This window comes from Corallococcus sp. AS-1-6 (genome assembly GCF_020037015.1).
GTDB lineage: Bacteria > Myxococcota > Myxococcia > Myxococcales > Myxococcaceae > Corallococcus.
The window spans coordinates 111,003-136,083 of sequence record NZ_JAIQDE010000019.1; the positions used below are offsets into that span (position 1 = coordinate 111,003).

A 25,081-nucleotide genomic window follows, 5' to 3' on the forward strand; every position below is an offset into this window, starting at 1 on the left:
ACCAATCTCCTCGGTGGGCCGCTCAGTCCGAGCGCCCCGGCAGTTTCCCCTTCAGCTTATTGAACAAGCGTTGCGCCAGGGGGACAGAAGTCTCCGGGGTGGCAATCTTTGTCTGCTCGACGGGCTGCGCCCTGGCGGCGGTCGTGGGCGCTGGCGCCGCGGGCGTGAGCTGCGAGGCCACCTGCTCCAGCGTGTTGAGCAGCAGCGTGCGCGGGTGCAGCTCCTGGTTCAGCTCCTTCCGCACGCGCATCACCACCTGGAAGGACAGGAGCGAGTGACCGCCGATGTTGAAGAAGTTGTCGTGCACGCCCACCTGCGCGATGCCGAGCACCTCCCGCCAGATGCGCGCCAGGTGCTGCTCCGTCGGCGTGCGCGGCGCGACGAAGGCGTCCTCGACGGGACGCGCGGTGCCCGCCGGAGCCGGCAGGGCCTTGCGGTCCACCTTGCCGTTCGGCGTGAGCGGCAGCGCCTCCAGCTCCACGAAGTGCTGCGGCACCATGTACTGGGGCAACTGCGAGCGCAGGTGCTTGCGCAGCTCCGTGTCCGTGTAGGCCTGTCCCGGCTTCGTCACCAGGTATGCGACGAGGCGGCGGTCACCGGGGCGGTCCTCGCGGACGAGGGCCACGGCCTGGGCCAGGGACGGGTGCGAGGCGAGCGCCGCTTCGACTTCACCCAGCTCGATGCGGAAGCCGCGCAGCTTCACCTGCGAGTCATTGCGGCCCAGGTACTCCACGGTGCCGTCGGCCAGCCACCGGGCCAGATCGCCCGTGCGGTACATGCGCTCGCCAGGGCGGAAGGGGTTGGGCAGGAAGCGCTCCTGCGTCAACTCGGGGCGGTGGAGGTAGCCCAGCGTCACGCCGTCGCCGCCGATGTACAGCTCGCCCGCGACCCCCACCGGCACGGGAGCCAGGTGCGAGTCGAGGAGGTAGAGCTGGGTGTTGGCGATGGGGCGGCCGATGCGGATGGAGGAGAGCGGAGGCTGCACGCGCCAGGTGGTGGACCAGACGGTGGTCTCCGTGGGGCCGTACATGTTCCACAGGCTGCCGACGCGGGCGAGCAGGGCTTCGGCCAATTCACGAGGAAGGGCCTCGCCACCGCAGAGGGCCTTGAAGCCGGGGCGGGGCTGCCAGCCGGCCTCCAGCAGCAGGCGCCAGGTGGAGGGCGTGGCCTGCATGACGGTGACGGCGTTGGACTCCAGCGCGGCCTTGAGGAGCGCGCCATCGGAGGCGGTGTCGCGCGAGGCGAGCACCACCTGGGCGCCGGTGGTGAGGGGCAGCAGCAGCTCCAGCACGGCGATGTCGAAGGAGAGCGTGGTGACGGCCAGCAGGACGTCTTGCGAGGACAGGCCCGGGGCCTCCTGCATGGCGCCGAGGAAGTTCACCACCGCGCGGTGCGGCACGCGCACGCCCTTGGGCTTGCCCGTCGAACCCGACGTGTAGATGACGTACGCCACGGCCTCCGGCGTGACACCGGGAGCCTCGGGGGCCGTGTCCGCCTGCGACGTGGTGTCCTCGACGAAGAGGGACTTCGCCGTGGTGGAGGGCAGGGTGCTCTGGAGCGCGCGCTGGGTGAGCACGAGCGAGAGCTTCGCGTCCTCGACCATGAAGGCCAGGCGCTCCGCCGGGAAGCCGGGATCGAGCGGGACGTAGCCCGCGCCCGCTTCAAGAATGCCCAGCAGGCCCACCACCATGTCCGGACCGCGCTCGGTGAAGAGACCGACGAGGCTCCCGGCGGTGACACCCTCCTGCTTCAGCGCGTTCGCCACCTGGTGGCTGCGCTGGAGGAGCTGCTGGTACGTGAGCGTCACGGCGCCGGAGCGCAGGGCCACCGCGTCGGGCGTGGCCTGCGCCTGCGCGGCGACGAGCGTGTGGACGAAGGCGCTCCGGTCGAACGGCTTCCCGGTGGCGTTCCAGTCCACCAGCACGCGCTGCTTCTCCGTCTCGGGCAGCAGCGGCAGGCGCGACACCGGCACCTCCGCGTCGGACACCGCGGCGCGCAGCAGCGTGCGGATCTGTTCGAGCATGCGGACGACGGTGTCCCGCTCGAACAGGTCGGTGTTGTAGTCCATGCCGCCGACGATGCCGTTCGCCGTCTCCTTCACCCAGAAGCTCAGGTCCAACGGCGTCGCGTGCGCGTGCACGTGCACCTGGCCGTAGGTGAGGTCCCCCAGGCTGGAGCCGCGGTTGCGCACGTCCTGGAAGGTGAAGAACGTCTGGAACAGCGGCGTGCGGCTCAGGTCGCGCTGCACGCCCAGTTGCTGCATCAGCAGCTCGATGGGCATGTCCTGGTGGCCGAACGCCTCCATGCACGTGGTGCGCACGCGCTCCAGCAACTGCCGGAACGTCAGCTCCGGCGCGAGCTGCGTGCGCAGCACGAGCGTGTTGACGAAGAAGCCGAGCAGGTCCTCGACCTCCGGATGCGAGCGGCCCCGGATGGGCGTGCCCACCACCAGGTCCTCCTGGCCGCTGTAGCGGTGCAGCAGCGTCTTGAACGCCGTGAGCAGCACCATGTACAGCGTCGCGTTGGACTCGCGGCCCAGCTTCGTGAGGGCGTCCACCTCCGCGCCGGTGAGGACGAAGGGCTCCGTGCCGCCCTTGAGGCTCATCTGCGCGGGGCGCGGCTTGTCCGTGGGCAGCTCCAGCGCGGGCAGGTTCCCGGAGAGCTTCCCCTTCCAGTAGCGGGCCTGCCGCTCCAGCTCCTCGCCCTGGAGCCAGTTCCGGTGCCACTCGGTGAAGTCCGCGTACTGGATGGGCAGGGTGGGGAGCCTGGGGTCCTGGCCCTTGGTGAGCGCGGAGTAGATGATGTCCAGCTCGCGCAGGAACACGTCGAACGACCACCCATCCCAGATGAGGTGATGGGGCATGAAGAAGAGGACGTGCTCGGTGGCGCCCAGGCGGAACAGCGTCAGGCGGAACAGCGGCGCGGCGGTGATGGGGATGGACTCGTCCGCCAGCGCCTGGAGGCGGCGCAGCAGGTCCTCCTCGCGCGTGTGCGCGGGGACGGACTCCAGGTCCACCGGCTCCAGCTCCACCGTCAGGGACGGGGCCACGTGCTGCACCGGCGTGCCCTCGTCCCACCGCACGAAGGTGCGCAGGGCGGACTGGCGCTCCACCAGCTTGTTGAAGCTGAAGCGCAGCGCGCCCACGTCGAGTTCGCCATGGAGGCGGAACGCGGAGGGGAGGTTATAGACGGCCGTGCCGGGGTTGAGCTGCTCCAGGAACCACAGCCGCTGCTGCATCAGGGACAGCGGCGCGGGCGCGGTGCCGGCGCGGGGGGAGATGCGCTGCGCGGGGCTCGCGGCCCCGTCGTCGCCGCGCACCAGCCGGGCCAGCTTCTCCACGGTGGGCGCTTCGAACATGCGGCGCAGCGTGAGGCTGACGTCCAGGTCGCGGCTCGCGCGCGTGAGGGCCTGCGACGCCAGCAGCGAGTGCCCGCCCAGGCGGAAGAAGTCCGCCGTGACGCTCACCCGGCGCAGCCCCAGCACGTCCGCGAAGATGGCCGCGAGCTTCTGCTCCGTCTCATCGCGAGGCGCGACGAAGGCGTCCTCCTGCGACTCCACCTGCGGCGACGGCAGGGCCTTGCGGTCCACCTTGCCGTTGGGCGTGAGCGGCAGCGCGGGCAGGGCCACGAAGTGCTGCGGCACCATGTACTCCGGCAGCCCCTGCTTGAGGTGCGCGCGCAGGGCTTCATCCGCCGGGATCGTCTGACCGGGCCGCGCGATGAGGTACGCGACGAGGCGGCGGTCGCCGGGGCGGTCCTCGCGGACGAGGGCCACGGCCTGGGCCAGGGACGGGTGCGAGGCGAGCGCCGCTTCGACTTCACCCAGCTCGATGCGGAAGCCGCGCAGCTTCACCTGCGAGTCATTGCGGCCCAGGTACTCCACGGTGCCGTCGGCCAGCCACCGGGCCAGATCGCCCGTGCGGTACATGCGCTCGCCAGGGCGGAAGGGGTTGGGCAGGAAGCGCTCCTGCGTCAACTCGGGGCGGTGGAGGTAGCCCAGCGTCACGCCGTCGCCGCCGATGTACAGCTCGCCCGCGACCCCCACCGGCACGGGAGCCAGGTGCGAGTCGAGGAGGTAGAGCTGGGTGTTGGCGATGGGGCGGCCGATGCGGATGGAGGAGAGCGGAGGCTGCACGCGCCAGGTGGTGGACCAGACGGTGGTCTCCGTGGGGCCGTACATGTTCCACAGGCTGCCGACGCGGGCGAGCAGGGCTTCGGCCAATTCACGAGGAAGGGCCTCGCCACCGCAGAGGGCCTTGAAGCCGGGGCGGGGCTGCCAGCCGGCCTCCAGCAGCAGGCGCCAGGTGGAGGGCGTGGCCTGCATGACGGTGACGGCGTTGGACTCCAGCGCGGCCTTGAGGAGCGCGCCATCGGAGGCGGTGTCGCGCGAGGCGAGCACCACCTGGGCACCCGTGGTGAGCGGCAGCAGCAGCTCCAGCACGGCGATGTCGAAGGAGAGCGTGGTGACGGCCAGCAGCACGTCCTGCGCACCCAGGCCCGGGGCCTCCTGCATGGCGCCGAGGAAGTTCACCACCGCGCGGTGTGGCACGCGTACGCCCTTGGGCTTGCCCGTCGAACCCGACGTGTAGATGACGTACGCCACGGCCTCCGGCGAGACGTCCTGCGTCGGGAGCGCGGACTCGGGCTGCGAGGCCGTGTCCTCGATGAGCAGGGGCTTCACGCTCGTGGACGGCAGGGACGCCACCAGGGCCTGCTGCGTGAGGATGGTGGAGAGCTTCGCGTCCTCGACCATGAAGGCCAGACGCTCCGCCGGGAAGCCAGGGTCGAGCGGGACGTAACCCGCGCCGGCCTCGAGGATGCCCAGCAGGCCCACGACCATGTCCGCGCCGCGGTTCGTGAAGAGGCCGACGAGGCTCCCCGCCGCGACGCCCTCCTGCTTCAGCGCGTGCGCCACCTGATGGGCGCGCTGGGTGAGCTGCTGGTACGTGAGCGTCACGTCCCCCGCGCGCAGGGCCACCGCGTCGGGCGTGGCCCGGGCCTGCGCGGCCACGAGCGAATGGACGAACGCGCTCCGGTCGAACGGCTTCCCGGTGGCGTTCCAGTCCACCAGCACGCGCTGCTTCTCCGCCTCGGGCAGCAGCGGCAGGCGCGACACGGGCGCTTCCGCGTCGGCGACCACGCCCCGCAGCAGCTCTTCGTAACATGCCATCCAGCGGCGGACGGTGGAGCCATCGAAGAGGTCGGTGTTGTACTGGCACTCGAGCACGACGCGGCCATGGGCCTCGGCCGCGTTGATGAAGAGGTCGAAGTTCTCGTAGTGGCGCGGGTTGCTCGCCAGGGTGCAGGTGAGGCCCTGGAACTCCAACTGCTCGCCCGTGACGGCCTGGTCCACGTTGAACAGCACGTTGACCAGCGGCAGGCGGCTGGGGTCGCGCGGCAGCGCCAGTTGCTTGAGCAGCGTGCCGAACGTGTACTCCTGGTGCTCGTAGGCATCGAGCATCGTGGTGCGCAGTTGCTTGAGCACCTGCGTGAAGGGCGCCTCCGCGGCCACGTTGCTGCGCAGGGGCAGCGCGTTCACGCAGTGCCCCACCAGGTCCTTCAGCCCGGCCACGGACTGGCCCGCGGCGGGGATGGCCACCACCACGTCCTCCAGCCCCGTCAGCCGGTGCAGGAGCGCCTTGAAGCCCGCCAGCAGCGTGGTGAAGAAGCTGCCGCCGTGCTTCGCGCCCACGCGCTTGAGTTGCTCCACGAGCGCGGGCTCCAGCACGCAGTCCTCACGCCGGGAGCTGTACGTCTTCGACGGCGGACGGCGCCGGTCCAACGGCAGCTCCAGCACCGGCAGCGTGCCGGAGAACTGCTTCAGCCAGTAGCGCTCGTGCTCGGCGTACTCCGGCGTGGTGGCAAGCCGGGCCTGCGCGCGGGCGTAGTCGCTGAACGTGGGCGCGGGTGACAGCGTGTACGGGGTGCGCCGCGCGTGCGCCGAATAGAACGTCGCCAGGTCGCGCAGCATCACCGCCATGGACCAGCCGTCGCACACGATGTGGTGCGCGGTCAGCGTCAGCAGGTGCTCCTGCGCGGACAGCCGGGCCAGGCGCGGACGCAGGAGCGGCCCTGCTTCCAGGGGCAGCGGCGTCTCCACCTCCTGGGCCACGAGCTCCCGGACGCGGGCGTCGCGCTCGGAGGGCGGCAGCGCGTCCAGCGCGAGGACTTCCAGCGGGAAGGGCGTGGAGGCGGCCACGCACAGCGTGAGGCCATCCGCGCTGAACGTGGTGCGCAGCGCTTCGTGGCGCTCGCTCAGGTCCTGGAGCGCGGAGCGCAGGCACTCGACGTCCAGCGGGCCGTGCAGCCGCACGGACATGGACTCGTTGAAGGCGCACGACGCGTCCGGGCCCATCTGCACGCCGGTCCACACCTCGCGCTGGGGCTCGGTGGACGGCGCGGTGAGCAGCAGCGCGGGCCCGGCGAACGGATCGAAGTCGTCGGGCAGGTCCTGGATCGGGGTCGCGGGGGTCTTCATCGGGTCTCGCTCAGCTTGACGAACTTGCCGGGCACCGTGGGGTGCGGGACGAACCAGGCGGGGTTGCCCTGCGGATCACGTCCCAGGCGGGCGCCGGGGACGGGGGGCTGGTTGGAGTCGAAGGCGGCGGGGGCCTGCGGCTGGGGACGGGCCGTGCCGGGCAGCAAGCCCGCGTCCTGCAGCTCCGTGACGCTGTCCTGGAACGCGGTGACGAGGCGCTGCACGTCCGCGTCCGAGTGCGCCGTGGTGAAGAAGCACGGGAAGCCATCCCAGATGTGGATGCCTTTGTTGCGCAGCAGGCAGAACAGCAGGTCCGCGTTCGCCACGTCCGACGTGACGAACGTCTTCCACAGCGACCCGAAGTGCTTGATGCGCAGCGGGGCGCCCACCTCGTCGAAGAATGCGTTGAGCGTGGTGGCGAGCGTGTCCGCCTTGGCGCTCACGCTGCGCTGCAGCTCCGGACCCGCGGCCTTCATGTGCAGCAGCGCGGCCTTCGCGGCGGCGAGCGCCAGCGGGTGGCGCACGAAGGTGCCGGCGAAGTACGTTACGCCCACCGTGGGCACGGAGTCGTCGCCGAACTGCCAGTGGCCGCCGTCCAGCGCGTCCATGAACGGGCGCTTGCCCGCGATGACGCCAATGGGCATGCCGCCGCCCACGACCTTGCCGTAGGTGGCCACGTCCGCCTGCACGCCGAAGAGGGCCTGGGCGCCGCCCGGGTGCATGCGGAAGCCGGTGATGACCTCGTCGAAGATGTAGACGGAGCCGGACTTCTGGGTGAGGTCGCGCAGTTGGTGCAGGAACTCGCGCGGCTGGAAGTCCGGGCGGCGGCTCTGCACGGGCTCCACCATGATGGCGGCCAGCGAGTCCGCGCGGGCGCGCAGGATTTCGAGCGACTCCGGAGTGCCGTAGTCCAGCACCAGCACGTCCTGCACCGCGCCCGCCATGATGCCCGGGGCGGCCGGCACGGTGCGCAGGCCCTTGGTGCCGCGCACCAGCACCTCGTCGAAGATGCCGTGGTAGCTGCCGGTGAAGATGGCGATGGTGCTGCGGCCGGTGACGGTGCGGGCGATGCGCATCGCGCCCATCACCGCCTCGGAGCCGGTGTTGCAGAGCGCCGCGCGGTCCGCGCCGGTGAACTCACAGACGAGCTTCGCGACCTCGCCGGCCAAGGGGTGCATGGGCCCCAGCTCGTAGCCGTCGTCCACCTGCTGGTGCACGGCCTGGGTGATGAAGTCCGGCGCGTGGCCGAACATCACGGACCCGAAGCCGTTGAGCGCGTCCAGGTACTCGTTGCCGTCCACGTCCCAGAGCTTGGAGCCCTTGGAGCGGTTCACGGTCAGCGGGTAGATGAGCTCCTTGAGCAGCGGGCGGAAGCCCGTCACCACGCGCGGATCCGACAACTGGCTCCGGTGCTCCTGGGCGTAGCGCTTGGAGCCCTGCGTCTTCGCGTTGTAGCGGCGGGTGAAGTCCTCCAGGAACGTCTGCTGGCGGGGCGTGAGCGCGTCCTTCGGGGCCAGGCTGATGCGCGCGATGGCGCCGAAGGCCTTCTTCACGTCGTACTTCACCGGGCCCTTGAGGTCGGCCTCATCCGGCGCGGCGGGAGCGGGCTGGGCGGCCTGCGGCGGCGCGGCGGGAGCCTGCTCGGCCTGGGCCTGCGCGATGGGCGCTGGAGCGACGGCCTGCGGAGCCACGGCCTGCGCGGGCTGACCGGACAGGAGCGCGAGCTGCTGCGTCATCAGCCAGAGCTGCTGCGCGACGACCGCCTGGAGGCTCCCGGCAGGCGCGGCCATCGCCTGGGCCTGGAACGCGGCGCCAGCGGACGCGAACTGGGCGGGGATTCCGCCAGTGGCAGGCGCGGCCTGGGCCGGGAACGCGGCGCCCGTGGACGGGGAGACGTGCGGCTGTCCCAGGATGTTCGCGGTGAGCTGCGCGGCCGGCGCGGCGGCCTCCGGGGGCATGCGCCCGTCGAGGAACGCGGCGAGCTGCCCCAGCGACGAGACCTCCTCCAGGAGCTGCCGGAACGTCACCTTCACGCCGAACTGCTTCTGCACCGCGAGCGCCCCCTGCGTGAGCACCAGCGAGTCGAGCCCCAGCTCCAGGAAGCTCGCGCCCGGATCCGCGTCGGCCAGCTCCAGTCCGCTCAGCTCCTCGAACAGGTTGCGCAGGGTGGGGACGAGACGCTCGGCACGGGGAACGGGGGCGGGGCTCACGGAGACTCCAGTGGCGGGTGTCGTGGCGGGCACTGGCGCCCGCTCGAGGTCGATCCAGTGGCGCTGCCGCTGGAAGGGATACGTGGGAAGGGTGACGCGCTGGCGCTGCTCGTCGGCGTGGAAGGCCCGCCAGTCCAGGGCCACGCCCCGGCGCCAGAGCTGGCCCGCGGCGGTCAGGAGGGCGGTCCAGTCCGCGGCGTCGCCGGTGGACTCGCCCAGGGAGGCGAACACCCGCGAGCGCTGGTCGGCCGTGGCCTGCTGCCGCGCCAGCGTGGCGAGTGTCACGCGCGGGCCCACCTCCAACAGCAGGTGCTCACCCCGGTCCCAGAGCGTGCGCAGCGCGGGGGAGAAGCGGACCGTGTCGCGCAGGTGCCGCGCCCAGTACTCGGGGGACGTCGCCTCGGAGGCCTTCAGCCACGTGCCCGTCGCCGTGGAGACGATGGGGATGCGCGGCTCGGACAGGCGCACGCCCTTCAGCGTCTCCAGGAAGGGCGCCACCGCGGCGTCCATCATCGGCGAGTGGAACGCGTGCGACGTCTGGAGCATCCGGCACGCGGTGCCCTCCGCCTCCAGCGTGGCCTGAAGCCGCTGCACGGCCTCCGTGGGCCCGGACACCACGCACAGGCGCGGCCCGTTGTCCGACGCGATGGCCAGCCCGTCCGTCAGCCGGGGCGTCACCGCCTCCGCGGACAGGCGCACCGACAGCATGCTGCCCGGCGCCTGCGCCTGCATCAGTTGGCCGCGCTTCGCGACCAGGTGCAGCGCGTCCTCCAGCGTGAAGACGCCCGCGAGGCACGCGGCGACGAACTCGCCCACGCTGTGGCCCACGAGCGCGCCCGGCCGCACGCCCCAGCTCCACCAGAGCTGCGCGAGCGCGTACTCCACCGTGAAGAGCGCCGCCTGCGCGAACGATGTCTGGCGCAGCGCCTCCGCGGCCTCGGGAGACTCCGGGTCCCTGGGGAAGAGCAGCTCGCGCAGGTCGCGCCCGAGCAGCGGCTCGAGCACCTCCGCGCACGCATCCACCGTGGCGCGGAAGGCCGGCGCGTGGCGGTACAGCCCGTGCGCCATGTCCGGGTGCTGCGAGCCCTGACCCGGGAAGAGGAACGCGACGGGCGGCGTGGACTCCAGTCCGGGGGCCTCCGGCTCGGCCGCCGTCAGCGCCCGCACCGCCTCCTCATGGGTGCCCGCCACCACGGCGCGCCGGAACGGGAACGCCTTGCGCCCCGTGGCCAGCGTGTGCGCCACGTCCGCGAGCGAGTCCTCCGGATGCGCCTGGAGGTGCGCGGCCAGCCGCAGCGCCGCCTGCGTCAGGGCCGCGGGCGTCTTCGCGGACAGCGTCAGCACCTGGCGCGGCTTCGACGGGCCGGAGGCGGGACGCTCCGGGGCCTCCTCCACCACGACGTGCGCGTTGGTGCCGCCCACGCCGAACGAGCTCACCCCCGCGCGCAGGGGGCCCGTGCCCTCCGGCCACGCGGAGCGCTTCGCCTGCACGAAGAAGGGGCTGCGCGGGAAGTCGATCTTCGGGTTGGGCGCCTGGAAGTGCAGCGTCGGCGGCAGCTCGCGGTGCTTCAGCGAGAGCACCGTCTTCAAGAGGCCCGCCACGCCCGCCGCGGCGGTGAGGTGGCCGAAGTTGCTCTTCACCGAGCCGATGGCGCAGAAGCCCGTGTCGGAGGTGTGCGCGCGGAACGCCTGCGACAGCGCCTCCACTTCAATGGGGTCGCCCAGCGGCGTCGCCGTGCCGTGCGCCTCCACGTAGCGGACGGTGCGCGGGTCGATGCCCGCGTTCGCGTGCGCCGTCGCGATGGCGGTGGCCTGGCCCTCCACGCCCGGCGCCGCGAAGCTCACCTTGGCCGCGCCGTCGTTGTTGACGCCCACGCCGCGAAGGACGGCGTGGATGACGTCGCCGTCCGCCTGCGCGTCCGACAGGCGCTTGAGGACCACCGCGCCCAGGCCGTCGCTGAAGAGGGTGCCGGTGGCCTCCGCGTCGAAGGGGCGGCAGTGCCCGTCCTGGGAGAGCATGCCGCCCTCCTGGTACAGGTGACCGGACTTCTGGGGCACCGTCACGGACGCGCCGCCCGCCAGCGCCACGTCGCACTGGTGCGTCTGGAGCGCCCAGAAGGCCTGCGCTACGGCGACCAGCGACGTGGAGCACGCGGTGTTGAGCGACAGCGCGGGCCCGCGCAGGTCCAGCTTGTGCGCGACGCGGGTCGCCACGTAGTCCTTCTCGTTGGCCACCATCGCCTGGAAGGCGCCCACCCGGCCCACGATGTCCTGCCGGGGCATGACGTGCAGCGGCCCGTAGCTGTTGTTGTGCGTGCCCGCGAAGACGCCGATGAGGCCGGGGTACGTCTCCGGCACGCAGCCGGCGGACTCCAGCGCCTCCCACGCCGTCTCCAGGAACAGGCGCTGCTGCGGGTCCATCACCTGCGCCTCCTTCGGCGTGATGCCGAAGAAGGCCGCGTCGAACAGCTCCACGCCGTCCAGGATGCCGCGCGCCCGCACGTACTCGGGGGCGTCGCGCTCGGCGGCGGGCACGGAGGGGTCCACCTGCTCGCGCGCGAAGGTGGTGACGGACTCCACGCCGCCCACCAGGTTCTTCCAGAACGTGTCGAGGTCCGGCGCACCCGGGAAGCGGCCCGCCATGCCGATGATGGCCACCGGCTCCGCGCCGCCCCCCGCCTGCCGCCGCTTCGCCTGCCGCGCCTCCGCCAACTCCTTGAGCGACGGTCGGGGCGCATCCCCCGTCAGCACCGCCGCCAGTTGCGCCACGGTGGGGGACTGGAACAACTGGACGATGGGGAGCTCCAGCCCGTGCGCCTGCCGCAGCCGCGCCACGCACTGGAGCGCGAGCAGCGAGTTGCCCCCCAGTTCGAAGAAGCTGTCGTGCGCGCCCACCCGGTCGATGCGGAGCAGTTGCGCCCACGCGTCCGCGAGCGTGCGCTCCAGCGGCGAGCGCGGCGCGACGAACGCCTGCTGCAGCTCCGGCCGCGTGGGCAGCGGGGCGGGCAGGCCCCGGCGATCAATCTTCCCGCTGGGCGTGCGCGGCAGCGCGTCCATCAGCACGAACGCGGAGGGCACCATGTAGTCCGGCACCCGGGTGGACAGGTGGCGCCGCAGCGCCCCGGCCGCGTGCTCCAGCGTGCCGTCCGGGACGACGTAGGCGACGAGCCGCTTGTCGCCGGGCACGTCCTCGCGCGCCACCACCGCCACCTGCTTCACCGCCGGGTGGCTGCCCAGCGCGACTTCAATCTCGCCCAGCTCGATGCGGTAGCCGCGCACCTTCACCTGTCCGTCGATGCGGCCCAGGAACTCCACGTTGCCGTCCGGCAGCACGCGCGCCAGGTCGCCTGTCTTGTACGCGCGCTCGCCGGTGCCGGGCTTGAGCGGGTGCGGCACGAAGCGCTCCGCCGTCAGCGCCTCGCGGTGCAGGTAGCCCTTCGCCAGGCACACGCCCGCGAGGAACAGCTCGCCGGACTCGCCCTGGGGCACGGGCTGCTTCTGCTCGTCCAGCACCAGCAGCTCGCAGCCGTCCACCGCCTTGCCGATGGGCGGCAGCGCGGGCCACGTCTCCGGGGCGCCCCGGAGCACGTAGCTGGAGACGACGTGCGTCTCCGACGGGCCGTAGTGGTTGTGCAGCGCGCAGCCCGGCAGCGCGGCGAAGAACGAGCGCAGGTGGTGCGTCACCTGGAGCTGCTCGCCCGCGGTGACGACCTCGCGCAGGGCGGGCGGCACCTGCTGGTGCGAGGTGGCGATCTCCGCCAGGTTCTGCAGCGCGATGAAGGGCAGGAACAGCCGCTCCACGCGCTCGTCCGCCAGCAGCCGCAACAGCAGGACGGCGTCCAGCCGCAGCGCGTCCCGCACCAGCACCAGCGTGCCGCCGGAGCACCACGTGCCGAACAGCTCCTGGAACGACACGTCGAAGGACAGCGGGGAGAACTGGAGCGTGCGCGTGCCCGGCCCCGCGAGGGACTGGCCCAACTGCCACGCGATGAGGTTGGCGAGCGGCCGGTGCCCCATGGCCACGCCCTTGGGCGTGCCCGTGGAGCCGGACGTGTAGATGGCGTAGGCCAGCCCCTCCAGGCGGGACGCGTCCACCGGTGAGGCCGGGGCCTCCGGAGCGAAGAGGGCAGGGGACTCATCCAGGCACAACACCGGGCCCGCGAAGGCAGGCAGGCCCGCGCGCAGCTTCGCCTGGGTGAGCAGCACCGGCGCCTTCGCGTCCTCCAACATGAAAGCCAGACGTGGCGCGGGATAGGCCGGGTCCAATGGCAGATACGCGCCGCCTGCCTTGAGCACGGCCAGCACCGCCACCACCATCTCCACCGAGCGCTCCAGGCACACGCCCACGAGCACGTCCGTGGTGACACCCAGGCCCCGGAGGTGGTGCGCGAGCTGGTTGGAGCGGCGGTCCAGCGCCGCGTACGTCAGCCCCGCTCCCTCGAACCGGACCGCCTCCGCGTCGGGTGTCCGGGCCGCTTGCGCGGTGAAACGCGCCACCACGGTCTGCATGAGCGCTGCGTCCACGGACTTGTCCCCCAGGGCCATCCGACCGTCAGGTTCCAGGCGTTTGCGATTGAAGGATGGGAAAAGACGGTCAAACCGGGCATGGAGCATGCCATGCCTGGAATGGAATGATCGCGGCCGGGCAGATTTCTTACCGCCGGACGGCCCCTCGCCCGCTCCCCAACCACCACATTCAGAGAAAGCGCGAGAAGAACGCCAACACTCTGCGTGGATATTCTTCAGGGGAGGCCGGGAGGTAGCTCTCGTGCCCCGCTCCCGGCACGCGCCACTTCTCCCACGGGCCCTGCCCCTGGCGCAGCAGGTCCTCCATGGCCGCGTCCGGCACCCACGGATCCGACTCGCCCGCCACCAGCAGGACGGGGCGGCCCGCGAGCGCGGCCATGTGCCGCGCGGGCTGCACGGCGTTCACGTCCACGCCCGCGCGCTTCATCACGCCCAGCGCCGGCCACAGGCCCAGGGGACCCCAGTGGCCCAGCTCGTCCTGGAGCGCCTGCGCGGGCGCCACGGCGGCGGCCTCCACCACCACGGCCTTGAGGCGCGGGTCCTCCGCCGCGGCCTTCAGCACGGAGTAGCCCCCCAGGGAGAACCCGAGCGCGCCGATGCGCTTCGCGTCCACCTCCGGCTGGAGCGCGGCGAAGTCCACCGCCGCCCGCACCTGCGCGGCCTCCCGGTCGCCGTAGGTGGACACCGTCCCGCCGCTCTCGCCGTGCGCCCCCAGGTCGAAGAGCACCAGCCCGTACCCGGCCCGGGCCAGGAAGCGGGCCTCCGGCAACAACTGCGTGCGGTTGCCCGACAGCCCGTGGACCAGGACGACGAGCGCCCCGTCGCGCGGCGGCAGGTACCAGCCCTTGAGCGGGAGGCCGTCGCGGTCCTGGAACGCCACGTCGCGCAGGCCGGCGAGCTCCGCGTCGTTCGGAGGACCGCCCACCGGCTGCCGGGGCGGGTGCACCTCCTGGGAGATGTAGCGCGCGCTGCGCACCGCGACCCAGGCGGCCATCGCCAGCAGGGCCACGCCCCCCAGCAGGAGCCCGGCGACGAGCGGACGCTTCACGCGGACTCCCGGGCCACCCACGCGTCGATCTTCGCCTCCAGCACGTCCAGCGGCAGCGAGCCCGTCAGCAGCACCTCGTCGTGGAAGGCCTTCACGTCGAAGCGTGCCCCCAGCGCGGCCTCCGCCCGGTCCCGCAGCGCGCGCATGCGCAACTGGCCGACCTTGTACGCCAGCGCCTGGCCCGGCCACGCGATGTAGCGGTCCACCTCGTTGGTGACGTCCAGCTCCTGGCGCGGCGCGTTCTCCATGAAGAAGTCCAGCGCCTGCTTCCGGGTCCACCGCTTCGCGTGCAGGCCGGTGTCCACCACCAGCCGCACCGCGCGCCACATCTCGTAGGCGAGCTGGCCGAACTTGTCGTGCGGGTCGTCGTACAGGCCCAGCTCGTCGCCCAGGGACTCGCTGTACAGCGCCCAGCCCTCGTCGAAGGCGACGTAGGACGTGAAGCGGCGGAAGTCCGGCACGTCCGTCTGCTCGGAGGCCAGGGACACCTGGAAGTGGTGGCCGGGCACGGCCTCGTGCAGCGTCAGGGGCACCATCTCCCAGACGGGCCGCGTCTCCGGACGGTAGAGGTTCACCTGGAAGGTGCCCGGGCGCGAGCCGTCCGCGGAGGCCGGGAAGTAGAAGCCCGTCGTCACGTCCGGGGCCATGGCCTCCGGGATGGGTTCGACGACGTAGGGCTTCTTCGGCATCGTGCGGAACAGCCGGGGGAGCAGCGGGTCGATGCGGCGGGCCAGCGCCCGGTAGCGCGCGAGCAGCGACTCGCCGGTGGGCTCGTAGAAGCGCGGCTCCGTGCGCAGCGCTTCGAAGAAGCCCTGGAGCGTGCCGGTGTAGCCCGTGCGCGCCATCACCGCGTCCATCTCCGCGCGCAGCCGCTGGACCTCCGCCAGGCCCACCGCGTGGATCTCCTCCGGCGTCATCCGCGTCGTCGTGTGCCGGCGCGCGAGCACCGTGTACAGCGCCTCGCCGTCCGGGAACTGCCACACGCCCACGGCCTCCGGCGCGGCGGGCAGGTACTCCGTGGTGACGAAGTCCAGGGCGCGCTTCAGCGCGGGCACCACGGTGTTCGCGATGGCGTCGCGGCCCGCCTGCGAGAGCCTCCGCGCGTCCTCCGGAGAGAAGTTCGCCGGCATGCGGGTGAAGGGGCCGTAGAAGCCGCTTCGCGTCGGATCCGTCACCACCTGCCGCTCCAACTGCGGCGGGATGCGCTGGAGCACGATGCGCGGGTGGATGCGGTGCTGGCGCATGCCCTCGCGCATCAGCGCCACCACCTGATCCGCGTAGGCGCCGAAGCCCTCCAGCCGCTTCACCCAGTCCTCGTAGTCCCGCACCGTCTCGAAGCGCAGGGTGTCCGCGAGCTGGTACGCCGTCTGGAGCCCTGGCGGCTGCTTGAGCCCCTCCGGCAGGCCGCCCATCTGGTTGAGGGGCATGAGGTGCCACTTCACCCCGTACTCTTCAATCCAGGTCTCGTGCATCCGGCGGAAGAGGTCCAGGTGCAGCCGGTCCGCGTCGCTGTCCAGCGCGGCGCGGTCCACGTCCTGGAGCCGGCGCAGCACGGCGTGGCTGTGCTGGTGGTCCGCCTCCAGCGCGGCGAGGCTCAGGTCATCCCACCGGTCATTCCAGCGCCGGTCCCCCAGGAGCGACGCGTAGGTGGGGTACTGCTGGAGCGAGTACTGCCACTCCGCTTCCAGCAGGGCGTGCAGCGAAGCGGACGCGGCGCCGCGCTGGGGGACGGACTGGGATGACATGGTCGGACTCCGGCGGAGGAACCGCGACTAGACGAACAGCGAAGGATCGAACTCGTCCACGTTGACCGGCAGCAGGCGGGGCAGGGGGCGCTGGAACACGCGGGCGTTGAGCTCCAGGTCGACGACCTTCAGGCCCATCGGGGTGAGCTCGCGGAACTTCTGGCTCACGTACTCGCGCAGGCCCAGCACGGCGACCTGCCGCTTCTCCTCCAGCAGCGGCTTGAGCGCCTCCGCGAAGTCCGCGCCGTCGTGGCTGGCCAGGCCCACCGCCGCCTGCGGGCGCTGGGTGCGGATGTTCTCCAGGAGCTTGAGGATGCCCAGGTCCACGACCTTCTGGTCCGGGCGGCCGTGCAGCAGCGCCACCTCACAGCCCGCGGACTTCAGCGCGCGCACGAAGCCAATCATCGCGTCCGGCAGTTGCTCTCCGCGCGCGTTGAGCACCACCACGCAGCGTACGGGCTTGGGGAAGTACGTGTCGCAGAAGGCGACCAGCCGGTCGAACTGCACCCGGTCCTGGGGCTCGGGCTTGCGCCCGACGATGTTGGAGACGGCCCAGTCGACGTTCTCGGCGTCGATGAGGACGTAGGAGGCTGCGGCGGGGCGGACGGATTGCATGGCGGGGACAATACGCGGGCTGCCGGCCGTTGGGGGTTTTCATCGACCCAGGCGAATTCGTTGGAACTCCTCCTGAAGCAGCTCCGACACGCGCCGCACCCGGGGGATGTCCAGCGCGGACTTCGCGCACACCAGGTGGGTCTGGCTCCGGGAGAAGGGCCCCAGGTCCAGCTCCAGCGGCACCAGCCGGGTGAGGCGGGGGAAGCGGTGCGCCATGCGGGCCATCACCATGGCGCCCAGGCCGGCCTCCGCCGCCGCGAGCATCACCAGGTAGTTGTCCGCCGTGAAGGACGGGGTGAAGCCGGGGATCACCGACTCCAACTGGGGGTTGGGCGGGACGGCTTCGAAGGGGGGCGCCCAGGCCACCCAGGGCAACTGCTGGAGCGACACCTTCCTGGGCAGCCGGGCCTTGAGGGCCTTGGACACGAAGACGGCGTTGGGGACCTCCAGCGTGTCCACGAGCTTCAGGTCTTCGCTGGTGGGCGGGCGTCCGCGCAGCGCGAGGTCCGCCTCTCCGCGCGCCAGGTCCAGGTATTGGATCTGGGACTGCACCTCCAGGCGCAGGCCCGGGTGCTTCTGGGCGACGAAGGCGGCGAAGGGGGCCAGGAAGTCGAAGCTCATGTAGGGCGTGGCCGTCACGCGCACGATGCCCCGGGGGGCGCTGTCCGCGGACTCCGCCGCGCGGTGCAGCTCCCCGGCCCACTCCGCCATCTTCTTCGCGGGCACGAGCAGCCGCTCTCCCGCCGCCGTGAGCGCCGCGCCCTCCACGCTCCGGCGGAACAGCGCGGAGCCCACCGCGTACTCCAGCGCGGCCAGGCGCCGGCTCACCGTGGGCTGTCCGATGCGCAGCCGCCGCGCGGCCCCGCTGAAGCTGCCCGTCTCCGCGATGGCGAGGAACAGCCGGGCGTCGTCCCAGGAGATATCCATGAATGGATGGCATCATGCTGTTTTCGCGGATTTCCATCCACTCGCGCATCGCGCATCGTGCCGCCTGTCCCGAACGCCCGGTGCCTTCGCGCCGGAAGGAAGAAGGAGTCCGCCATGAAGTCCTCCCTGCTCGCGCTCTGCCTCTGTGTCGCCGGTCTCGGCACCGGCTGCGCCACGTCCTCGCACGGCGTCCAGAAGTCCGCGCTCGGCGTGACGCGGCCGGCGGACGCGCTGCTCGCGGAGCTGGCCGTGCCCGGGCCGGTGGAGCTGGAGACGGTCACCTCGTGCGACTGGGTCGCCGGCCGCGGCGGGTTGCTCAACCTGGACCACCCGGCGGCGAAGGCGGCGCACCTGGAGGACGGGGACGAGCCCGTGCAGGTCTTCTTCCACGCGCTGCGCCACCCGACGAAGGGGATGTACATCGTGGACACCGGCGTGGAGACGGCGCTGCGGGACGCGCCGGAGCGCTCGGCGCTGGGCGGCATCGTGGCGAACGCGATGCACCTGGAGAAGATGACGGTGCTGGCGCCGCTGGGCGAGTGGCTGGCGAAGCAGCCCCAGCCGCTCGCCGGCGTCTTCCTCACGCACCTGCACCCGGACCACATCAGCGGCATGGCGGACGCGCCGGCGGGGACGCCCGTGTACACCGGCCCGGGAGAGGCGGGCCTCCGCGCCTTCCGGAACCTGGTGGTGCAGGGCGCCACGGACCGCGCGCTGGCGGGCAAGCCGCCGCTGTCGGAGTGGAACTACACGGCCGACCCGAAGGGCCTCTTCGAAGGCGCGGTGGACATCTTCGGGGATGGGTCCGTGTGGGCGCTCTGGGTGCCGGGGCACACGCCGGGCAGCACCGCGTACCTCGTGCGCTCCACGAAGGGGCCGGTGCTGCTGTTGGGTGACGCCAGCCACACGCGCTGGGGCTGGGAGCACGACGTGGAGCCGGGCACCTTCACGGAGGACGGGCCGCGAAGCGTGGAGAGCTTCAAGAAGCTGCGCGCCTTCGTCGCGGCGCACCCGGAGGTGGAGGTGCGCTTCGGCCACCAGCACTGAGGCGTGAGGCTCCCCGGGGGCCGGGCGCGGCGGGGTGCCCAGGCCACGTCCAGGTGGACGCGGCCCTGGGCGCCACGACTACCGCAGGCGGAAGGAACCCTCGGCGATGATCAGCAGCTCCACGCCGGTGGTGGCCTTGGGGCCGAAGGCCGTCAGGGTGGCGGTGGCTCCGCCGCGCACCGCGGCGTCATAGGTGGCGAAGGCGCTGACCACCGCGTCCGAGAGCGCCGTGGCGGAGGCCTTGCCGGACTGCTCCAGCACCGTGCCCAGCGTGGCTTCCAGCACCGCCCCTGCCTGCGCTCCCGTGTGCACCGCCGAGTCGAAGGCGAGCTGGTTGCTGCCCGTCACCCCCAACTGCGCGCCCATCACGGACGCGCTGCCGCCGGTGGCGAGCTGGGTGTTGTAGCCCGTCCAGGCCGTCGCGGCGGCGCTGGCGGACGGGGCGGAAGAGAGGCTCGCGCGCAGCGACGTGGCGGCGGTGTTCGCCTGCTGCACCGTCAGGTCGGCGGCGTTCGCGCCCTGGAGCAGGGCCTTCACGGCGGCCTCGGTGGCCCGGGCCTCCAGCGCGGCGGCGGCCCGCACCGACGCGTCCGCGACCGCGATCCCCGCTCCCGAGGACAGCCGCGCGTCCACCGCCATGCGATAGGAAACGCTGGCCTCGCGCTCCGCCTGCTGGTCCTGCGCGTCGTTCGCCTGGGGCGTGGCCGCGCGCACCGCCGCGAAGAACGTGTCGTAGGCGTCCGCCGCGGACTGCCCACCGGCATCCAGCGACGCGTCCAACCGCGCGGACGCGTCCAGCGACGCGCTGAAGAGCCGCTCCTGCGTGACGACCACGCCCGCCCGGGCGTACGCCTTGATCCGCGTCGCCTGCGCCGCGCGCACCGCCGCGCCCAGCGCCTCCACCGACTCCGCCGCCGTCGCCTTGAGCTGGCCGCGCACCGCCGCCGCCTGCTCCGCGTTCAGCCTCGCGCGCAGGTCCACCGTGTCCACGCCGTCCGGCGAGTCCCCGTCCCGCACCATCTGGACGAAGACCTCCGCCTCCAGCGAGGACTCACTCGTGATGGGCGGCGCCGTGCGCGCGCCCTCTCCGGACCGAGGCGTCGTGGAGTCCAGCAGCGCGGAGCCCACCGTGGCGCCGGACGCGCTCACCGCTTCGATGATCAGCCGCTGCCCCTCGTCGTCCAGCTCCAGCGTGTAGCTGCCATCCGCCGCGACGTCCGCCTCCGCCAGCGTCGTCAGGTCGCCAGCCGCCACCACGCGGCTGATCCGCACCGTGGCCGCCGCCGAGACCGTCCCATCCCCCGCCAGCGCGGGCGCGCCGTCGGTGAGCCCCTGCGACTGCTGTCCCGCGCTGTTGGTGACATGCCCATGGACCGTCACCTTGTCGCCGCTGCCACAGGCCGCGAGCATCCAGCACACCAGTGCACCCAGAACCACTTCACCCGCGCGACGCGTCCGCATGTATGGGGAACTCCCGGCCGGGCGGAGACCGCCCCGGCGTCATGGCCGGAATTACGCACCAGGGGATCACCCGGATTCAAGCCGCCGTCAGCTCAGCTTCTCGAGCAGGCTCCGCAGCTCGGCCTGCTCCGCCGCGCTCAAGCGGCCAAGCCGCGCGCCGAACGCCTCCGACAACAGCGCGAGCCCCTTCGCCGTCACCTTGCGCCCGGCCGGGGTCACCTGCAGCCGGTGCCGCCGCAGGTCCTCCGTGTCCAGCTCCCGGCGCAGGAAGCCCGCCGCCTCCAGCCGCTTCACGTACACCGTGATGGTCGGCTTCGGCATGCTCAGGGTCGCCGCCAGCTCGGCCGGGTAGGGGTGCTCCTCCACCTGCGCCAGCACGAACAGCTCCTTCGTGTCCAACCCCAGCGCGGCGATGTCGGGGGCGACACCCGCGATGACCGACATCAGCAGGTTGTAGTTCAGCGACCAGATCTTCGCCGGGTCGATTCTCGACATGGGCCCTTGCGCGGAAATTGGTACAAAATTAAATCAATTCAAGGCTGAACCAATTCGGCCTCGCTGAAACGGTAACACATCCCCTGGAGACCCCATGCCTCTCGACCACTACGTGACGCTCGGCCGCTCCGGCCTGCGCGTGAGCCCGCTGTGCCTTGGTGCGATGACGTTCGGTGAAGACCTTGGCTGGGGCACCAGCGTGGAGGAGTCCCAGCGGATCATCGACCGGTTCATCGAACTGGGCGGCAACTTCATCGACACCGCGAACTTCTACACGAAGAGCCACTCCGAGAAGATCATCGGGGACCACGTCGGCCGGCACGCGGCCCGGCGCGACCGCCTGGTCATCGCCACGAAGTTCAGCGGCAACCTCTACCCCGGCGACCCGAACGGGGGCGGCTCCGGCCGCAAGTCCATCATCTCGGCGTGCGAGAACTCGCTCCGCCGCCTGCAGACCGACTACATCGACCTCTACTGGCTCCACAACTGGGACAAGCACACGCCCATCGACGAGACGATGGCCGCGCTCGAGGACCTGGTCCGGGCCGGCAAGGTCCGCTACCTCGGCGTCTCCGACACGCCCGCCTGGAAGGTCGTCGAGGCGAACGTCACCGCGCGCTTCCGGGGCTGGTCGGCCTTCATCGGGTTGCAGATTGAATACTCGCTGCTGGAGCGCAGCGTGGAGCAGGAGCTGGTCCCCATGGCCCTGGAGCACGGGCTGGGCATCACCCCCTGGTCTCCGCTCAAGAGCGGCGCGCTCAGCGGCAAGTACACCCGCAAGAACGCGGGCCAGGTGAAGGGAGACCGGGGCGCCTTCCTCGAGCCCTACCTGAACGAGAAGACCTACACCGTCGTCGACGCGCTCGAGGCCATCGCCCGCGCGCATGAGAGCACCCCGGCGCGCGTGGCGCTGGCCTGGGTCATGGCGAAGCCGGGCGTGGGCTCGACCATCATCGGCGCGCGGCGGCTCGCGCAGCTCGAGGACAACCTGAAGGCCGCCGACGTGAAGCTCACGGCCCAGGAGCTGGGCCGGCTGGATGAGCTCACGAAGCCCACGTTCGGGTTCCCGCAGAGCATGGAGCCCATGTTCCCGGCCATCCACAACGGCGGGACGTCCGTGAACGGCATCCAGATGCCGGCCTCCCCCTTCGGCGTGGAGAAGGGCGACAAGGTCTACTGAAGGAGCCGCGAGCCTTGTGGGGCTCGCGGCCTGCTTCCTTCACGCGGGCGTCAGTCCGCCAGCATGAAGCCGACCTTGTACTTGCGCGCCTGCGCCGGGAAGCTGCGCGCCACCGCGTCCGCCACGTAGCCGGCGAGGTTGGGGAACACGTAGTCGCGCTCGGCGGCGGTGTTCAGCCCCAGCCACGAGGCCAGCGTCCAGCCGTACTGCTCCACCGTGAGCGTGGGGATCCAGCGCCCGCGCTCATCCGTGGAGCCGTCCAGCGAGCCCGACAGGTCCAGGTTGGGGAAGGTGCCGTAGAGCTTCCGGCCCGCCACGCGGTTGCCCAGGACGATGGCGTGGCCACCCCAGGCGTGGTCCGTGCCGCTGTCGCCGTTCTCCAGCAGCGTCCGGTTGAAGTCGCTCATGGTGAAGAGCGTGGCCTGCGGCGCGTTGGAGCCGAACGCGGCCTGCGTCTCCAGCAGCGTCACCGCCTGCTGGAAGGCGTCCAGCGCGAAGTCCAACTGCTCCAGGAGCTTCGGCTGGTCCACGTCCTGGTTCTGGTGCGTGTCGAAGGAGCCGAAGCCCACGGAGAACACCTGCCGCTTGAGGCCCAGGCCCGCGTTGCTCACCGGCATGGCGCCCGCTACCAGGTCGCGCACCACCTGGTAGAGCTGCGTGTGCAGCGTCCACCTCGCGGTGTCCTCCGGCGGCAGCGTGGGCACGAAGTAGCCCTCGATGGCGTCACGGGTGGCCTGCGGCAGTTGCGCCCACGCCGCGTCGCGCGCGGCGGCGCGGGCGGCGGAGAAGGTCTGCGCCGTGGTGAAGATTCCCGCGTAGCCCGTCTCCAGCACGTTGCCGTCCTGCGCCGTCATCACGTCCGCCAGCGCCGCCTGCTGGAGCAGGTCGAAGTCCGACGCCGGGGTGGTGACGGTGCGGAACGCGAGCGTGCCGTCCGGGGCGACCATCATGGGCTTGCGGTCCACGCCCGCGCAGAAGCGCGGCTTGCCTCCGAACGACGTCACCTCCGGGTAGTCCGGAGGCGCGCTGGTGTTGAGCCCGTGGAGCTTGTCCGCGGTGCGGCCACCCCAGCCCGTCACCTTGATGTCGGAGGTGACGGCGCTGGAGCCGGGGTTGGCCAGCGCGCTCGCCCAGGCGTCCTGCTGGTCGCTGTGGGAGAAGAGGTTCTCCGGGACGGAGGTGCCGCCGGCCAGGTAGTCCGCCTTGGTCAGCGGGAGCACCAGCGGGCCCACGTTGCACACGAACGCGGCGCGGCCCGCTTCGAAGTGCGCGCGCAGCTTCGAGAGCGTCTTGGGCAGCGCGAACGAGCCCGCGGCCAGGTCCGTGGGGTTGATGAGGTCCATCTGGTCCGTCTTCAGCCCGAGGGTGGGCCGTGCGGCCAGATACTTCGCGTAGGCGTTCGCCTCGCGCGGGATGAGGATGTTGTTGCTGTCATTGCCTCCCAGCAGGAAGACGCAGACGGCGACGCGGCTGCCGGAGTAGCCGTTGAGGGTGGCGGCGTGGGCGTTGCCCACCCAGCGGGGGAGGGCGGCGGCGGCGGCCAGGAAGCCCAGGCCCTGCGTGGCGCGCCGGAGGAACTGGCGACGGGTGGTGGTCATGGCGTTCACCGCTGGATCTGGAAGGAGGGGGAGAGGAACGTCAGGTAGAGCGCCAGCTTCTTCTTGCGGATGAGCGAGTTCGCCCGGCTGTCACCCATGGCCGTCAGCAGCTTCTGCTCCAGCTCCGGCGCCATCGTGCCGTGCAGCCAGTAGCGGCCCAGGTACGCGACCAGCTCCGCGTTGCTGGACGGCAGCAGGTCGTAGTCCACGGTGAGGCCCGCGTTGGTGGCGGCGCTCGTGTAGAGGAACTCGTGGAGGAAGTTGGCGCGGGCCGTGAGGGTGGCCGTGTCCAGGATGGCGAACTCCGGCCCCACCAGTCCGTCCGCGCCCGGCAGCGGCGCGTTGGGCGGGTAGTAGCTGAACACGGAGGGCGCGCGCGGCACCCACTGGTTCATCGTCCTGCTCCAGTTGCTGAGCTTCAGGCCCGGGTCCTTGGTCGCCGTGTCCAGCGTGGGGTCCAACCAGCGGACCACCTGGGTGACGAACAGCGCGGGCGGGCGCAGGTGCCCGAAGCCGGGCCGCAGCGCCAGGGGCGGCTGGGCGCCGCGCGCCTCGGTGTCCTCCAGGATGGCGCGCACCACCGCCTGGAGGTTGCCGCGCGCGCCGGTGCCGTCGTTCTTGAAGACGGTGGCCACGCGCTTGACGTACGCGGGCGTCGGGTTGCTCGTGACCAGGTGCTGGATGAGCTGCTTGCTGATGAAGGGCGGGACGTTGGGGTCGTTGAAGACGTTGTTCAGCGCCTGGTTCAGGTGCGTGGTGATGGTCCCGCCCGCCGCGGTGGACACGCCCCGCAGGAGCACCTGGCTGCTCGTGTCGTGGTTGTCATTGCAGGGCATCAGCGGGTTCTTGTAGTCGGGCGTGGAGATGGCGGCGCCCTTCGCCGGACACGCGGTGGCGTTCCACGTCCAGCCGGACAGGGCGTGCGCGAAGGCCTTCACCTGCTCCTCGCTGTACGCGCGCTGCCGGTTGCCGTTGGCGTCCAGCGCCGGGGTGCCGTCCAGGTTCAGCTTGTCCGTGCCCAGGGTGAAGAGCTGGAGCATCTCCCGCGCGTAGTTCTCGTTCGGGTCAATGGGGTTGCCCTGCTTGTCGAAGGCCCGGTTGTTCGCCATGTCCAGGTAGCGGCCCATGGCGGGGTCCTTCGTCACGGCCTCCAGCAGCGCGCGGAAGTCGCCGAAGGCGTGCTGCGACAGCAGGTTCAGGTACCCCGCGAGCGCCACCCGCGAGTCCGAGTAGGGCGTCCGGGTGGACTCCGGGATGCCGTTCTGGGAGACGACGAAGATCTGGCTGAGCGCGAACGCCACGCGCTGGCGGAGCTGATCCTCCCCCGCCACCGCGCGCTGGAAGAACTGCGAGCCCAGGTCCTGGGCGCTCTCCCCGTCGTACGGCGCGGCGGGCTGGAGCGCGAACTGCTCCGTGAGCGACTGGGTGATGCCCTGGGACATCACGCGCTCCACGGTGCCCACGGGCGCGGGGGTGACGCCGCGCGCCAGCTTGGGACCGAAGGAGGACTGCTCCAGGAAGCGGATGCTGTTCGCCTCGCTCGGCGTCTCCAGGGACTCCGCGGCCTGTTCGGCCCGGCCCAGGACTTCCTGCTGTTCGGGGGGAGGGGACTCTGTGGCGGAAGGCCCGTCGGCCTGTGTGCAGGACGTAGCGCACAGGGCGAGGGCCAGGGCGGTGCGACGAAGCATCCGGTACCTCCTGGTGACTGCGGGGAAAGACCCCGGAACGCCGGGGCCGCGACGTCTCAAAA

At 71.7% G+C, this 25,081-nt stretch carries 12 protein-coding genes; 2 read left to right on the forward strand and 10 right to left on the reverse strand.

The window, feature by feature from the left end; translation table 11 throughout:
- Positions 1-22 precede the first annotated feature (22 nt).
- The 6 genes from K8612_RS24715 to K8612_RS24740 form a co-directional block, all read right to left on the reverse strand.
- Positions 23-6,478 (reverse strand): non-ribosomal peptide synthetase, encoded by a 6,456-nt coding sequence (locus tag K8612_RS24715; RefSeq protein WP_223764090.1) that lies wholly within the window; start codon positions 6,476-6,478, stop codon positions 23-25.
- On the reverse strand, positions 6,475-13,233 hold the full coding sequence (locus K8612_RS24720) for a polyketide synthase (protein WP_223764091.1): 6,759 nt from the start codon (positions 13,231-13,233) through the stop codon (positions 6,475-6,477). Before K8612_RS24720 ends, K8612_RS24715 begins: the two co-directional genes overlap by 4 nt.
- 151 nt (positions 13,234-13,384) lie before the next feature.
- A complete protein-coding gene (locus K8612_RS24725; RefSeq protein ID WP_223764092.1) occupies positions 13,385-14,263 on the reverse strand; it encodes an alpha/beta fold hydrolase in 879 nt (292 codons plus the stop codon).
- Positions 14,260-16,008 carry a DUF885 family protein gene (locus K8612_RS24730; protein ID WP_223764093.1) on the reverse strand — a complete coding sequence of 583 codons (1,749 nt, stop codon included), beginning with the start codon at positions 16,006-16,008 and terminating at the stop codon, positions 14,260-14,262. Before K8612_RS24730 ends, K8612_RS24725 begins: the two co-directional genes overlap by 4 nt.
- 27 nt (positions 16,009-16,035) lie before the next feature.
- Positions 16,036-16,623, reverse strand: a complete 588-nt coding sequence (locus K8612_RS24735; protein WP_120587154.1) for an NYN domain-containing protein — start codon at positions 16,621-16,623, stop codon at positions 16,036-16,038.
- A 39-nt stretch (positions 16,624-16,662) separates the two neighbouring features.
- Positions 16,663-17,550, reverse strand: coding sequence for a LysR family transcriptional regulator (locus K8612_RS24740; RefSeq protein WP_223742770.1), 888 nt, complete (start codon positions 17,548-17,550; stop codon positions 16,663-16,665).
- 114 nt (positions 17,551-17,664) lie between these two features.
- Here K8612_RS24740 and K8612_RS24745 point away from each other — a divergent pair, with 114 nt between their 5' ends.
- Positions 17,665-18,597 carry an MBL fold metallo-hydrolase gene (locus tag K8612_RS24745; protein ID WP_223764094.1) on the forward strand — a complete coding sequence of 311 codons (933 nt, stop codon included), beginning with the start codon at positions 17,665-17,667 and terminating at the stop codon, positions 18,595-18,597.
- Between the two features lie 78 nt (positions 18,598-18,675).
- Here K8612_RS24745 and K8612_RS24750 read toward each other — a convergent pair whose 3' ends face one another.
- Both K8612_RS24750 and K8612_RS24755 read right to left on the reverse strand, forming a co-directional pair.
- Positions 18,676-20,058: a hypothetical protein gene (locus K8612_RS24750; protein ID WP_223764139.1), complete on the reverse strand. Its 1,383-nt coding sequence runs from the start codon at positions 20,056-20,058 to the stop codon at positions 18,676-18,678.
- A gap of 87 nt (positions 20,059-20,145) precedes the next feature.
- Complete coding sequence (locus K8612_RS24755) at positions 20,146-20,553, reverse strand: MarR family winged helix-turn-helix transcriptional regulator (protein WP_223764095.1); 408 nt, start codon at positions 20,551-20,553, stop codon at positions 20,146-20,148.
- Positions 20,554-20,647: 94 nt separating this feature from the next.
- Here K8612_RS24755 and K8612_RS24760 point away from each other — a divergent pair, with 94 nt between their 5' ends.
- On the forward strand, positions 20,648-21,733 hold the full coding sequence (locus K8612_RS24760; RefSeq protein ID WP_223742767.1) for an aldo/keto reductase: 1,086 nt from the start codon (positions 20,648-20,650) through the stop codon (positions 21,731-21,733).
- A 50-nt stretch (positions 21,734-21,783) separates the two neighbouring features.
- On the opposite strand, the gene K8612_RS24765 is transcribed toward K8612_RS24760, so the two are convergent.
- Positions 21,784-23,331: a DUF1501 domain-containing protein gene (locus tag K8612_RS24765; protein WP_223764096.1), complete on the reverse strand. Its 1,548-nt coding sequence runs from the start codon at positions 23,329-23,331 to the stop codon at positions 21,784-21,786.
- A 5-nt stretch (positions 23,332-23,336) separates the two neighbouring features.
- Positions 23,337-25,019 carry a DUF1800 family protein gene (locus K8612_RS24770; protein ID WP_223764097.1) on the reverse strand — a complete coding sequence of 561 codons (1,683 nt, stop codon included), beginning with the start codon at positions 25,017-25,019 and terminating at the stop codon, positions 23,337-23,339.
- Positions 25,020-25,081: the final 62 nt, after the last annotated feature.